This window comes from Phenylobacterium zucineum HLK1 (assembly GCF_000017265.1).
GTDB lineage: Bacteria > Pseudomonadota > Alphaproteobacteria > Caulobacterales > Caulobacteraceae > Phenylobacterium > Phenylobacterium zucineum.
In genome coordinates, this window is record NC_011144.1 from 149057 (window position 1) to 162893 (window position 13837).

7 protein-coding genes are annotated in these 13837 nt (G+C 70.7%); 4 read left to right on the top strand and 3 right to left on the bottom strand.

Annotated elements, in window-relative coordinates:
- Positions 1-49 precede the first annotated feature (49 nt).
- Positions 50-2998 (top strand): 2-oxoglutarate dehydrogenase E1 component, encoded by a 2949-nt coding sequence (locus PHZ_RS00865; protein WP_012520722.1) that lies wholly within the window; start codon positions 50-52, stop codon positions 2996-2998.
- Between the two features lie 63 nt (positions 2999-3061).
- The gene (odhB, locus tag PHZ_RS00870; RefSeq protein WP_012520723.1) at positions 3062-4342 is read left to right on the top strand and encodes a 2-oxoglutarate dehydrogenase complex dihydrolipoyllysine-residue succinyltransferase; all 1281 of its coding nucleotides are present in this window, start codon (positions 3062-3064) and stop codon (positions 4340-4342) included.
- Between the two features lie 129 nt (positions 4343-4471).
- Here odhB and PHZ_RS00875 read toward each other — a convergent pair whose 3' ends face one another.
- On the bottom strand, positions 4472-5542 hold the full coding sequence (locus tag PHZ_RS00875) for a citrate synthase/methylcitrate synthase (protein WP_012520724.1): 1071 nt from the start codon (positions 5540-5542) through the stop codon (positions 4472-4474).
- An 81-nt stretch (positions 5543-5623) separates the two neighbouring features.
- Here PHZ_RS00875 and PHZ_RS00880 point away from each other — a divergent pair, with 81 nt between their 5' ends.
- Positions 5624-6787 carry a citrate synthase gene (locus PHZ_RS00880; protein ID WP_012520725.1) on the top strand — a complete coding sequence of 388 codons (1164 nt, stop codon included), beginning with the start codon at positions 5624-5626 and terminating at the stop codon, positions 6785-6787.
- 38 nt (positions 6788-6825) lie between these two features.
- Here PHZ_RS00880 and gltB read toward each other — a convergent pair whose 3' ends face one another.
- Both gltB and PHZ_RS00890 read right to left on the bottom strand, forming a co-directional pair.
- Positions 6826-11370: a glutamate synthase large subunit gene (gltB, locus tag PHZ_RS00885; RefSeq protein WP_012520726.1), complete on the bottom strand. Its 4545-nt coding sequence runs from the start codon at positions 11368-11370 to the stop codon at positions 6826-6828.
- 5 nt (positions 11371-11375) lie between these two features.
- Positions 11376-12812 carry an NAD(P)-dependent oxidoreductase gene (locus PHZ_RS00890; RefSeq protein ID WP_012520727.1) on the bottom strand — a complete coding sequence of 479 codons (1437 nt, stop codon included), beginning with the start codon at positions 12810-12812 and terminating at the stop codon, positions 11376-11378.
- A gap of 217 nt (positions 12813-13029) precedes the next feature.
- Between PHZ_RS00890 and PHZ_RS00895 the strand changes: the two genes are divergently transcribed.
- The gene (locus PHZ_RS00895) at positions 13030-13830 is read left to right on the top strand and encodes an undecaprenyl-diphosphate phosphatase (protein ID WP_012520728.1); all 801 of its coding nucleotides are present in this window, start codon (positions 13030-13032) and stop codon (positions 13828-13830) included.
- The last annotated feature ends 7 nt before the right edge of the window (positions 13831-13837 follow it).

The window sequence follows — 13837 nt, forward strand, 5'->3', positions numbered from 1 at the left end:
GCCGGCGCCTTCTCGAAAAGGTCCGCGGACCGGCCCGGAAGGCGGAGACATGGCGGACGACGCAGGCCTGATCAACGAAGTTCTGGCCGAGACTTCATTCCTCTACGGCGGCAACGCCGCGTTCGTGGAGGACCTCTACGCGAAATGGGCGGCGAACCCGGAATCGGTCGAGCCGTCCTGGCGCGCCTTCTTCGCCTCGCTCGCCGACCGCGCCGACGAGGTGAAGGCCGCCGCCCAGCGTCCCGCCTGGACCAGGCCGTCCGCGCCCCAGCCGCGGCCCGAGTGGCTGTCGGCGATCGACGGCCTGTGGCCGGCGGTCGAGGCCAAGCTCGGCCAGAAGGTCGCAGAGCGTAAGCCCGCCGCCACCCAGGACGAGGTCCGCGCCGCCACCCTGGATTCGCTGCGCGCGATCATGATGATCCGGGCCTACCGGATGCGCGGCCACCTGAAGGCCAACCTGGACCCGCTGGAGATCGCCACCACCCCCGGCGACGCCTCCGAGCTGGACCCCGCCACCTACGGCTTCGCCGAGGCCGACTTCGACCGCCCGATCTTCCTCGACTACGTGCTGGGCCTTGAGACCGCGACCCTGCGCGAGATCCTCGAGATCCTGCGCCGCACCTACTGCGGCAACGTCGGCGTGCAGTACATGCACATCTCCGATCCCAAGGAGAAGGCCTGGCTGCAGGAGCGGATCGAGGGCCGCGACAAGGAGATCGCCTTCACCAAGGAAGGCAAGGTCGCGATCCTGAAGAAGCTGATCGAGGCCGAGGGCTTCGAACGCTTCCTGCACCGCCGCTTCCCCGGCACCAAGCGCTTCGGCCTGGACGGCGGCGAGGCCATGGTCCCGGCGCTGGAGCAGATCATCAAGCGCGGCGGCGCGATGGGCGTGAAGGACATCGTGGTCGGCATGCCGCACCGCGGGCGCCTGAACGTCCTGGCCGCCGTGATGGGCAAGCCCTACCACATCATCTTCCACGAGTTCCAAGGCGGCTCGTCGGTGCCCTCCGACGTCGAGGGCTCGGGCGACGTTAAGTACCACCTGGGCGCCAGCTCGGACCGCGAGTTCGACGGCAACAGCGTGCACCTGTCGCTGACCGCCAACCCCTCGCACCTGGAGATCGTCAACCCGGTGGTGATCGGCAAGGCGCGGGCCAAGCAGGCCTTCACCCTGCGCGACAACCCCGACGCCGGGCGCAGCCATGTCCTGCCGCTGCTGCTGCACGGCGATGCCGCCTTCGCCGGCCAGGGCGTGGTGGCCGAGTGCTTCGCGCTGTCGGGCCTGAAGGGCTACGGCGTGGGCGGCACCATGCACTTCGTGGTGAACAACCAGATCGGCTTCACCACCAGCCCGAAGAACTCCCGCTCCTCGCCCTATCCGTCCGACGTGGCGCTGATGGTCGAGGCGCCGATCTTCCACGTGAACGGCGACGACCCGGAAGCGGTGGTCTTCGCCGCCAAGGTCGCCACCGAGTACCGCCAGCTGTTCGGCAAGGACGTGGTGGTCGACATGTTCTGCTACCGCCGGTTCGGTCACAACGAGGGGGACGACCCCACGATGACCCAGCCCCTGATGTACGCGAAGATCAAGGGCCACCCGTCGGTGAAGGACCTCTACGCCCAGCGCCTGGTGGCCGAGGGCGTGGTCAGCCAGGCCGAGGCCGACGGCTGGACCGCGGAGTTCGAGGCCTTCCTCGACGCCGAGTTCGACTCCGGCAAGGTCTACAAGGCCAACAAGGCGGACTGGCTGGACGGCAAGTGGTCGGGCCGCAAGCCGTCGGGCGAGGAGAAGCCCACGACCGGGGTGCCGAAGCAGAAGCTGCTCGACCTCGGCCGCAAGATGACCTCGATCCCCGAGCGCATCACCGCCCACAAGACCGTCGAGCGGGTCATCTCGGCCCGGCGCGATGCGATCGAGAAGGGCGAGGGGATCGACTGGGCGACCGCCGAGCACCTGGCCTTCGCCACCCTGCTGGACCAGGGCTATCCGGTGCGCCTGTCCGGTCAGGACAGCGTCCGCGGCACCTTCAGCCAGCGCCACTCGGGCCTGATCGACCAGAAGACCGAGGAGGTCTACTTCCCGCTCCGCAACCTGGGGCCCAGCCAGGCCCACTTCGAGGTGCTGGATTCGGCGCTCTCGGAAGAGGCGGTGCTGGGCTTCGAGTACGGCTTCTCGCTGACCGACCCCGACACCCTCGTCATGTGGGAGGCCCAGTTCGGGGACTTCGCGAACGGCGCCCAGGTGGTGGTGGACCAGTTCATCTCGTCGGGCGAGCGCAAGTGGCTGCGGATGAGCGGCCTGACCCTGCTGCTGCCGCACGGCTACGAAGGCCAGGGCCCCGAACACTCCTCGGCCCGCCTCGAGCGCTATCTGCAGCTTTGCGCCGAGGAGAACATGCAAGTGGTCCACCCGACCACCCCGGCCAACTACTTCCACGTGCTGCGCCGGCAGATGGTGCGCGAGTTCCGCAAGCCGCTGATCGTCATGACGCCCAAGAGCCTGCTGCGCCACAAGCGGGCGGTCTCGAACCTGGTCGACATGGCGGAAGGCTCCAGCTTCCACCGTGTGCTGGTGGACGGCGCCGAGGCGGGCTGCGACGTGGGCGGCGTGACCCTGAAGCCCGACGACAAGATCACCCGCGTGATCCTCTGCTCGGGCAAGGTCTACTTCGACCTGGTGGAGCACCGCGCCAAGACCGGCCGGGACGACATCTACCTGCTGCGCCTGGAACAGTTCTATCCGTGGCCGATGAAGTCGGTGACCAACGAGCTGAAGCGGTTCAAGAACGCCGAGCTGATCTGGTGCCAGGAGGAGCCCAAGAACATGGGCGGCTGGACCTTCGTCGACCCGTGGCTGGAGCTGACGCTGGAGCGGATGAACGTCAAGGCCAAGCGCGCCCGCTACGTCGGCCGCCCGGCCTCGGCCTCGACCGCCGCCGGCCTGATGAGCCGCCACCTGAAGGAGCTCGAGGCGTTCCTCACGGAAGCCTTCGCCTGAACCCCATTTCCCTGACCCGCACTCTGTTTGTGTCCGAGACCCGATAAGGAGCGAAATCCCCAAATGGCCGACATCATGACGCCAGCGCTGGGCGAATCCGTCACCGAAGCGACGGTGGCGCGCTGGACGAAGAAGGCCGGTGACGCCGTCCGCAAGGACGAGATCCTCGTCGAGCTCGAGACGGACAAGGTGAGCCTGGAAGTGGCCGCCCCCGCCGACGGCGTGCTGGCCGAGATCGCCGCCGACGAAGGCGCGACGGTCGAGCCCGGCGCCGTGCTGGGCCGCATCACCGAAGGCGCCGGCGCCCCGGCGCCGAAGGCCGAGGCGCCCAAGGCGGCCGCCCCGTCGTCCACGCCGACGCCGGTCCCGGCCGGCGAGCTGCAGCCCGAGCCGACCCCCGGCAAGGCCGTCCCGACCTCGGCCCCGGTGCCGGATACGTCGGCTCCCCAGGGAGGGGCCAAGGCCGAGAAGGTGCTGGCGCCGTCGGCCCAGCGGATCGTCGGCGAGAACAAGCTGGACGCCGGCGCCATTCAGGGCACCGGCAAGGACGGCCGGGTGACCAAGGCCGACGCCCTCGCCGCGCTGGAGTCCCGCGCCAAGGCGCCGGCCGCCCCGCAGGCACCGTCCGCGCCGCGCGAGCTGCACGAGCGCGAGGAGCGGGTCCGCATGACCCGCCTGCGCCAGACCATCGCGCGCCGGCTGAAGGAGGCGCAGAACGCCGCGGCCATGCTGACCACCTTCAACGAGGTGGACATGACGAACGTCATGGCCCTGCGGAACCAGTACAAGGACCAGTTCGAGAAGAAGCACGGCGTGAAGCTGGGCTTCATGAGCTTCTTCGTCCGCGCGGTGATCCACGGCCTGAAGCAGGTGCCCGAGGTCAACGCCGAGATCGACGGCACGGACATCATCTACAAGAACCACTACGACATCTCGGTCGCGGTGGGCACCGACAAGGGCCTCGTGACGCCCGTCGTCCGCGACGCCGACATGATGAGCCTGGCCGAGATCGAGAAGGAGATCGGCGCGCTCGGCAAGAAGGCCCGCGACGGCCAGCTGGCGCTGGAGGACCTGCAGGGCGGCACGTTCACCATCTCGAACGGCGGCGTGTACGGCTCGCTGATGTCGACGCCGATCCTGAACGCCCCGCAGTCGGGCATCCTCGGCATGCACAAGATCCAGGAGCGGCCGATGGTGGTCGGCGGCCAGATCGTCGCCCGGCCGATGATGTACCTTGCGCTCAGCTACGATCACCGCATCGTCGACGGCAAGGGCGCGGTGACCTTCCTGGTCCACGTCAAGGAAGCCATCGAGGACCCGCAGCGCCTGCTGCTGGACGTCTGAGCGACACGCCTTCTTCCCTCGGGAGAGAAGGTGTCGCCGGAAGAACGACGGATGAGGGGCCGCATCGCGAGTGCGGCCCCTCTTTCGTCCTGAAGGGCCGGCTCAGCCTCTCATCAGCCCTGCTTCATCCTAAGCCGCCCGCATTGGCGCGGGACCCACGTACACCGACTGCGGGCGGATCAGCCGGCCCCCGGCCAGCTGTTCGCGGGCGTGGGCCAGCCAGCCGGCCGTCCGGCCCATGGCGAAGACGCAGGTGAAGGCCGCCGGCGGGAAGCCGAGCCCCTCCAGCAGGAGGGCGGTGTAGAACTCGACGTTGGTGTCCAGCGGCCGGTCCGGCTTCTTCTCGCGCAGGATCGCGAGCGCCGCCGCCTCGACCGCCTCGGCGAACTCCAGCCGCCCCTGCCGGGCGTCCAGCCACTTCACCGCCCGCTTCAGCGCATCGGCCCGCGGGTCGCGCACCCGATAGATCCGGTGGCCGAAGCCCATCAGCCGCTCGCCCCGGCCGAGCGCCGCCTCGATCCAGGCGCGGGCGTTCGAGGGCTCGCCGATGGCGTCCAGCATCTCGATCACCGGCCCCGGCGCGCCGCCGTGCAGCGGGCCCTTCAGGGCGCTGATCCCGGCCAGGACCGCGCTGGTCAGGCCGGCGCGGGTCGAGGCCACCACCCGCGCGGCGAAGGTGGAGGCGTTCAGCCCGTGGTCGCTGACGGTCACGAGATAGGCGTCCAGCGCGTCGGCCTCGGCCTTCGACGGCGCCGCGCCGCGCAGCATCCGCAGCGTATCGGCCGCATGGGACAGGCCCGGGTCGGGCTCCACGGGCGCCTCTCCGGCCTGCGCGCGCACCACCGCGGCGGTGAACACCGAAGGCGCCGCCAGCAGCCGCAGCGCGGTGGCGGTGTCGTCGCCGTCCGGCAGCCGGGCCATGAGCGCCCGCACGGCCTCGACCGGCGTGCGGTCGAGGAGACCGGTGTCGAGGGCCGCCACCTCGGCGAACACCTCCGACCGCGCCCAGCCCAGGGCGCCGGCCAGGTCGGCCGGCAGGTCGTAGAAGCCCTCGAACAGCAGGGCGATCAGATCCTCGAACCGCGTCCGCCCCGCCAGCTCGTCCAGCGAGCGGCCGCGGATGATCAGCCGGCCGGCTTGGCCGTCCACCTCCGACAGCACGGTGCGCGCCGCGACCACGCCTTCAAGTCCGTCCGACATATCGGCCTCCATTGCTCTTGTCGGACGGGAGATTTGCCTCCAGGCTCCTGTCGTCAATCTTGATCAATATGATCAATATAAATGCCTCAGCGCGACTGGATTTCCGCCGAAGACGCCCTCGCCCGCCTCGGGGTGCGGCCGCAGACGCTCTACGCCTATGTCAGCCGCGGCCGGGTGCAGGTGCGGCCCGACCCCGGCGACTCGCGGCGCAGCCTCTATCGCGCGGCCGACATCGCGAACCTCGCCGAGCGCAAGTCCCGCAGCCGCAAGGCCGCCGACGTCGCCGCCGGCGCGATCAGCTGGGGCGAGCCGGTGCTGGCTTCCGCGATCACCACCGTTTCGGGCGGGCGGCTCTACTACCGCGGCCGGGACGCCATCCGCCTGGCCGAGACCGAGACCCTGGAGGCGGTCGCGCGCCTGCTGCGCGGCGGCCACGGCGCGGCCCTGAAACGCACCGACCGGCCCGAGCCGCCGCAGGGGCCCGACCTGCGCGCGCGGGCGTTCCTGGCGCTCGCCGCCCGGGCCGCGTCCGATCCGCCGGCCCGCGGCCGCGCGCCCCTGGTGCTGGCGGTCGAGGCGGCCACCCTGCTGGACGTGCTGACCGACGCCGTCGCCGGCCAGGTCGGCGGCGGGGCGATCCACAACCGCCTGGCCCTGGCCTGGGGGCAGGGGCCCGGCGGGCCGGGGGCGGACCTGATCCGGCGCATCCTGGTGCTGGTCGCCGACCATGAGCTGAACGCCTCGGCCTTCGCGGCGCGGGTGGCGGGCTCGACAGGGGCCTCGCTCTCGTCCGCCGCCCTCGCGGGTCTGGCCACGCTGTCGGGTCCGCGGCATGGCGGGGCGACGGCGGCCGTGCGGACCTTCGTGGCCGAGGCGGCGCAAGGCGGGCCGGCGGAGGCCATCGCCCGCCGCCTGGCCGAGGATCGGGCGCTGCCGGGCTTCGGCCATCCGCTCTATCCGGACGGCGATCCGCGCGCGGCGGCCCTGCTGGACCGGTTCGAGCCGCCGCCGGCGCTCGCCGCGCTCCAGCGGTCCGTGATGGAGGTCGCGGGCCAGGCGCCGAACGTCGACTTCGCCCTGCTGGCCGCCTGCGAGGCGCTGCGGCTGCCGAAGGACGCGCCCTTCGCCCTGTTCGCGGTCGCCCGCTGCGCCGGCTGGATCGCCCACGCCATCGAGCAGGGCCAGACCGACGCCCTCATCCGCCCGCGGGCCCGCTACGTGGGCCCGGAGCCTGAGCTGGTGTGACGTCCTCCCCCTCCTCCTGAGGGGGAGGAGTCCTGGCTCTAGGCCCGCCTATGCACGACCTCCTCGGCCTCCAGGGCATGGTCGAGGCGGCCGACCATCTCCTTGGGGCAGACCTGCCAGAAGCGGCCGAGGGCCTCGTCCCAGTTGCGCAGCAGGTCCTGGGCCAGGGCCGAGCCGGTCTCGCGGGCGTGCTCCTCGATCAGGTCCTTCAGCACGCCCTGCCAGTGGGCGCTGGCGACCCGGCAGGTGACCACGCTCTCGGCGTTGAGGGAGGCGTGGAAGTCGCCGGCGTCGTCCAGCACGAAGGCCATGCCGCCGGTCATGCCGGCCGCGAAGTTGAAGCCCACGGGCCCAAGGATCACGGCCGTGCCGCCGGTCATGTATTCCAGCCCGTTGGCGCCGCAGCCCTCGACGACGGTCGTCGCCCCCGAGTTGCGCACCGCGAAGCGCTCGCCGGCCAGGCCCGCGGCGAACAGCCGGCCCGAGGTCGCGCCGTAGAGCACGGTGTTGCCGATGATCGCGTTGCGCCGGGCGTCGGGCGCCAGATGCGGCGAGGGCTTCACCACGATGGTCGCCCCCGACAGGCCCTTGCCGACGTAGTCATTGGCCTCGCCGGTCACCTCCAGCCGCAGCCCCTGGACCGCGAAGGCTCCCAGGCTCTGGCCGGCCGAGCCCTTGAGCTGGACCGTCAGGTGGCCGGGCGCCAGGCCGTCCATGCCGTACTTGCGCACGATCATCGACGAGGTGCGGGTGCCGATGGCCCGGGCGGTGTTGGCCACGGTGTAGGTGAGCTGCATCTTCTCGCCGCGGTCGAACACCGGGGCGGCGTCGCGGACGATCTGGGCGTCGAGGGTGTCGGGCACCTCGTTGCGGCCGACGATGGTGCAATAGGGCTTGTTCGCACCCGGGTCGGCCTTCACCAGCAGCGGGTTGAGGTCGAGGTCGTCCAGGTGCTCGCCGCCGCGCGAGACCTGCATCAGCAGGTCGGTGCGGCCGACGATCTCCTGCAGCGAGCGGGCCCCGATCGAGGCCAGGATCTCGCGCACCTCCTCGGCGATGAAGGTGAAGAGGTTGATCACCTTCTCGGGCGTGCCGGTGAACTTGGCGCGGAGGGCCTCGTCCTGGGTGCAGACCCCCACCGGGCAGGTGTTGGAGTGGCACTGGCGCACCATGATGCAGCCCATGGCGATCAGGCTGGCGGTGCCGATGCCGAACTCCTCGGCCCCCAGCATGGCCGCGATCACCACGTCCCGGCCCGAGCGGATGCCGCCGTCGGTGCGCAGGCGCACGAAGTGGCGCAGGTTGTTCAGGGTCAGGACCTGGTGCGCCTCGGACAGGCCCATTTCCCACGGGCCCCCGGCGTACTTGATCGAGGTCTGGGGCGAGGCGCCGGTGCCGCCGACGTTGCCCGAGATCAGGATGATGTCCGCCTTGGCCTTGGCCACGCCCGCCGCGATCGCGCCGATGCCGGTCATGGCGACCAGCTTCACGGTCACCCGGGCGTCGGGGTTGATCTGCTTCAGATCGTAGATGAGCTGGGCCAGGTCCTCGATCGAATAGATGTCGTGGTGCGGCGGCGGGCTGATCAGCATCACCCCGGGGGTGGCGTGCCGCAGCCGGGCGATCATCTCGGTGACCTTGAAGCCGGGCAGCTGGCCGCCCTCGCCGGGCTTGGCGCCCTGGCTCACCTTGATCTCGATCTCGCGGCACTGGTTCAGGTACTCGGCGGTGACGCCGAACCGGCCCGAGGCGATCTGCTTGACCGCCGAGTTGGGGTTGTCGCCGTTCGGCAGGGGCTTGTAGCGCGCCCGGTCCTCGCCGCCCTCGCCCGAGACCGACTTCGCGCCGATGCGGTTCATGGCGATGTTCAGCGCGCCATGGGCTTCGGGGCTCAGCGCCCCCAGGCTCATGCCCGGCGTGACGAAGCGCTTGCGGATCTCGTTGACGCTCTCGACCTCGTCGATGTCCACCGGCCGGCCCTCGGCCCGCCACTCCAGCAGGTCGCGCAGCTGGATCTGCGGCATCGCCCGCATGGCCTCGGAGTAGCGCTTGTAGAGCTGGTAGTCGCCGCGGTCGCAGGCGCTCTGGAGGGTGTGGATCGAGCGCGCCTCGAAGGCGTGCGCCTCGCCCGCGCGCCGCGACTTGTAGAAGCCGCCGACCGGCAGGGAGAGGGCCGCGGGGTTCCAGGCGCGGCGGTGCAGGTCGACCGCCTTGGCCTCCAGGCCGGCCAGGCCGATGCCGGAGATGCGCGAGGGCATGCCCGGGAAGAACTCGGCCACGAGCGAGCGCGACAGGCCGACGGCCTCGAAGTTGTAGCCGCCGCGGTACGAGGAGATGACGCTGATCCCCATCTTGGAGATGATCTTCAGGAGGCCGCCCTCGATGGCCTTCTTGTGGTTCAGGCACAGCTCGCGCAGCGACAGCTCGCCTGTCAGGCCGCGCTCCTGGCGGTCGAGGAAGCTCTCCTGGGCGAGGTAGGCGTTCACCGCCGTCGCGCCGACGCCGACCAGCACCGCGAAGTAGTGGGTGTCGAGGCACTCCGCCGAGCGCACGATGATCGAGACGTAGCTGCGCAGGCCCTTGGCGACGAGCCAGGCGTGGACGCCGCCGGTGGCCAGGATCATCGGCAGGGCGACCCGTTCGGGACCGGTCGCGGTGTCGGTCAGCACGATGGTCGAGCAGCCGCGCAGGGCGGCCTCCTCGGCCTCGGCGCGGATGCGGTCGAGGTTGGCCCGCAGGGCCTCGCCCGACCGGGCGTCCTCGCCGGGGATCGGCATGGTGCAGTCGATCTCGGCGATGTTCTTCTCGCCGATGACCCCGACCACGCGCTCGTACATGCCGTTGGTCAGCACGGGCGAGTTCAGCACGAACACGTCCGTCTGGGTCTCGTCCTCGGCCAGGACGTTGCCCAGGTTCTTGAAGCGGGTCTTCAGGCTCATCACCGCCGTCTCGCGCAGCGAGTCGATCGGCGGGTTGGTCACCTGGCTGAAGTTCTGCCGGAAGAAGTGCGACAGCGGCCGGTATTCGTTCGACAGCACGGCCAGCGGCGTGTCGTCGCCCATCGAGCCCACCGCCTCCTTGGCCTCCTCGACCATGGGGGCCAGGACCAGCTCCAGGTCCTCCAGCGTCATGCCGGCGGCGGCCTGGCGGCGCACCAGCTCCTCGCGCGGGAACATCCGCGCCTCGGGGCCGGGGCCGATCTTCTCCTCCAGCTCGACCATGTTGCCGAGCCAGCGGTCGTAGGGATGCTGGCCGGCGAGGCGGTCGATGATCGCCTCCTCGGCGTAGAGGCGGCCCTCGGTCAGGTCCACGGCCAGCATGCGGCCGGGCTGGATGTGCGCCTTGCGCACGATGCGGGCCTCGTCGACGCGGCACATGCCGGCCTCGGAGCCGACGATCAGCAGGCCGTCCCGCGTCTCGGCCACGCGCAGCGGGCGCAGGCCGTTGCGGTCCTTGCCGGCCACGACCCAGCGGCCGTCGGTGGCGCAGACGGCGGCCGGGCCGTCCCACGGCTCCATCACCGCGTTGCAGTAGGCGTAGAGCGCCCGGTGCGAGGCCTTCATCTGCTCGTCGGTGCGGGTGTTCCACGCCTCGGGGATCAGCAGGGTCTTGGCCATCGGCGCGTCGCGGCCCGCGCGCACCAGCACCTCGAAGGTGTTGTCGAGGGCCGAGCTGTCCGAGCTGCCCGGCTGGATCACCGGCTTGATGTCGTCCTGGTAGTCGCCGAACGCCGAGGCCGCCATGCGGATCTCGTGCGACTTCATCCAGTTGGTGTTGCCCTTCAGCGTGTTGATCTCGCCGTTGTGGGCCAGCATCCGGAACGGCTGGGCCAGCCGCCACTCGGGGAAGGTGTTGGTCGAGTAGCGCTGGTGGAAGATCGCCACCGCGGCCATGAACCGCGGGTCCTTCAGGTCGGGGTAGAAGGTGTCGATGTGCTCGGCGAGGAACATCCCCTTGTAGATCAGGGACCGCGAGGACAGCGAGCAGATGTAGAAGTGCTGGATGTTGGCCTGCGCCACGCGCTTCTCGATCCGCTTGCGGCACAGGAAGAGGGCGCGCTCCAGCGCCTCGCCCTCCAGGCCCAGGGGCGGCGAGAGCATGATCTGCTCGATCTCGGGGCGGGTGGCGTTGGCCTTCTCGCCGATCACCGAGGTGTCGGTCGGCACCTGGCGCCAGCCGTAGATGTAGAAGCCGAAGCGCAGGGCCTCGCTCTCGACGATCGTCCGGGCCGCTTCCTGGGCGGCGAGGTCGGTGCGCGGCAGGAACACCTGGCCGACGGCGATGGGGCCGGGGCGCACCTTGTGGCCGATCGCCTCCACGTGGGCGGCGAAGAAGTCCTGCGGGACCGACACCAGCACGCCGGCGCCGTCGCCGGTCTTGCCGTCGGCGTCCACGGCGCCGCGGTGCCAGACGGCCTTCAGGGCGCGGATCGCCAGCTCCACCACCTCGCGGCGCGGCTTGCCGTCGATGGCGCAGACGAGGCCCACGCCGCAGGCGTCGTGCTGGGCGGTGATGTCGTAGCCGCCGTTGGCCTCCAGGAGGCGCTGCCGATCGGTCTCGTAGCGGGTCAGGATGTCGGTCATCGGCGTCACTCCGCCGCCATCAGGGCGGCCCCAGCGTGGGCGGTCAGGTAGCGGTGCATGGCCTCGGCGGCGTCGCGTCCGTCGCGGATCGCCCACACCACCAGGCTGGCGCCGCGGACGACGTCGCCGGCGGCGAACACGCCGGGGATCGAGGTCATCATCGAGCGCAGGTCGGTCTTCAGGGTGCCCCAGCGGGTCACCGACAGGCCGTCGGCTTTGAGGGTGGCGGGCAGGTCCTCGGGGTCGAAGCCCAGCGCCTTGATGACCATCTCGGCCTGCAGTTCGAAGTCGGCGCCCTCGATCTCCTCCGGGCTCTGTCGGCCCGAGGCGTCGGGCGGGCCAAGGCGCATGCGCGCGGCGCGCACGCCGGCGGCCTGCAGGGCCTCGCCGGTGATCGCCTTGGGGGCGGCCAGCCATTCGAAGACCACGCCCTCCTCCTCGGCGTGGCCCACCTCCCGGGCCGAGCCCGGCATGTTGGCCCGGTCGCGGCGGTAGAGGCAGGTCACCGAGGCGGCGTCCTGGCGGATGGCGGTGCGCACGCAGTCCATGGCCGTGTCGCCGCCGCCGACCACGACGACGTGCTTGCCCGCGGCGTTGAGGCGGGGCTCGACCGCCCCGTCGCCGAGCTGCTCGCGGTTGGAGGCGATCAGGTACTCGAGCGCGGGCACGACGCCCTCCGAGCCGGCGCCGGGCACGGTCAGGTCGCGGGCCGCATAGACGCCGGTCGCCAGCAGCACCCCGTCGTGGCGCTCGCGCAGCTCGGCCAGGGTGGCGTCGCGGCCGACCTCGAAGCCCAGCCGGAACTCGATGCCGCCCTTGGCCAGCCGCGCCGTGCGGCGCTCGACGACGTCCTTCTCCAGCTTGAAGCCGGGAATACCGTAGATCAGCAGACCGCCGGCGCGGTCGTGCCGGTCGTAGACGGTGACGGCGTAGCCCATCTCGCGCAGGCGCTCGGCGGCGGCCAGGCCCGCGGGGCCCGCGCCGACGATCCCCACCGACTGGCCGCGGTCGGCGCCGGGGACCAGCGGCTTGACCCAGCCCATCTCCCAGGCCTTGTCGGTCAGGTAGCGTTCGACCGCGCCGATGGTGACGGTGCCGTGGCCCGACTGCTCGATGACGCAGTTGCCCTCGCACAGGCGGTCCTGCGGGCAGATGCGGCCGCAGATCTCAGGCATGGAGTTGGTGGCCTGCGACAGCGCATAGGCCTCCTCGAGCCGGCCCTCGGCGGTCATCCGCAGCCAGTCGGGGATGTTGTTGTGCAGCGGACAGTGGGTCTGACAGAACGGCACGCCGCACTGCGAGCAGCGCGAGGCCTGCTCGGCGGCCTTGGCGTCGATGAAGTCCTTGTAGATCTCGTGGAAGTCGTGCGAGCGCGCCATGGCCGGCCGCTTCTCGGGCGTCGCGCGCGGCGTCGTCGTGAACTTCAGCATCTTCTCGGCCATGGGGGCGCCTCCTCCCGGTTGGCCGCGCATTTAAGGGGCGGCGCCGTGGCGGGAAAGATGATCATACAAAAACGGGACTATCAGAATCGTTCTGGGCTGCTCCATCAGTGCTGCTGCGAGCGCCTCTCGAAAATTAGTCCAATTTTGAGATGAACCGCTTCTTCACCATAGTGCCGCCCTCTTCACCCCCTTCATCCCTGTTCACGCGGAGCCGCCGATGCCCGATTGGGTCCTGGCCATCATCCTGGGCGTCGTCGAAGGCCTGACCGAATTCATCCCGGTCTCGTCCACCGGGCACATCCTGCTGCTCGGCCACTTCCTGGGCTTCCACTCGACCGGCAAGGTGTTCGAGGTGATGATCCAGCTGGGCGCGATCCTGGCGGTGATCAGCGTCTACTTCGGCCGGCTCTGGTCGGTGGCGACCCACCTGCACACGGACCCGGCCGCGCGGCGCTTCGTGGCCTCGATCGTGCTGGCCTTCCTGCCGGCGGGCTTCGCGGGCTTCCTGCTGCACGACTACATCAAGGCGGTGCTGTTCGAGACGCCCGCGGTGATCTGCGTCAGCCTGATCCTGGGCGGCTTCGCACTGCTGGCGGTGGACCGGATCCAGCGCGAGCCGGTCTACACGGACGCCGGCGCCTTCCCGCTGAAGACCGCCTTCATCATCGGCCTGTTCCAGTGCCTGGCCCTGATCCCCGGCGTCTCGCGGTCGGGCGCGACCGTGGCGGGCGCCCTCCTGATGCGCTGCGACAAGCGCTCGGCGGCCGAGTTCTCGTTCTTCCTGGCCATGCCCACCATGGCGGGCGCGTTCACCGTCGACCTCGCCAAGAACTACAAGCTGCTCAGCGCCGACGACGCCGGCATCATCGCCCTGGGCTTCGTCTGCGCCCTGGTCGCGGCGATCATCACCGTGCGCAAGGTGGTCGACTTCGTGGGCCGCCACGGCTTCGCGCCCTTCGCCTGGTGGCGGATCGCGGTCGGCGCCCTGGGCCTGCTGGGCCTGGCGTTTATCGGCTAGCGGATCG

What these genes read in the sequence shown, in the direction of transcription:
- PHZ_RS00875 (WP_012520724.1), bottom strand. Translation starts at nt 5,542, where the DNA reads ATGTCGGACGGACTTGAAGGCGTGGTCGCGGCGCGCACCGTGCTGTCG.
- PHZ_RS00890 (WP_012520727.1), bottom strand. Translation starts at nt 12,812, where the DNA reads ATGGCCGAGAAGATGCTGAAGTTCACGACGACGCCGCGCGCGACGCCC.
- PHZ_RS00865 (WP_012520722.1), top strand. Translation starts at nt 50, where the DNA reads ATGGCGGACGACGCAGGCCTGATCAACGAAGTTCTGGCCGAGACTTCA.
- PHZ_RS00880 (WP_012520725.1), top strand. Translation starts at nt 5,624, where the DNA reads ATGCCTCAGCGCGACTGGATTTCCGCCGAAGACGCCCTCGCCCGCCTC.
- gltB (WP_012520726.1), bottom strand. Translation starts at nt 11,370, where the DNA reads ATGACCGACATCCTGACCCGCTACGAGACCGATCGGCAGCGCCTCCTG.
- odhB (WP_012520723.1), top strand. Translation starts at nt 3,062, where the DNA reads ATGGCCGACATCATGACGCCAGCGCTGGGCGAATCCGTCACCGAAGCG.
- PHZ_RS00895 (WP_012520728.1), top strand. Translation starts at nt 13,030, where the DNA reads ATGCCCGATTGGGTCCTGGCCATCATCCTGGGCGTCGTCGAAGGCCTG.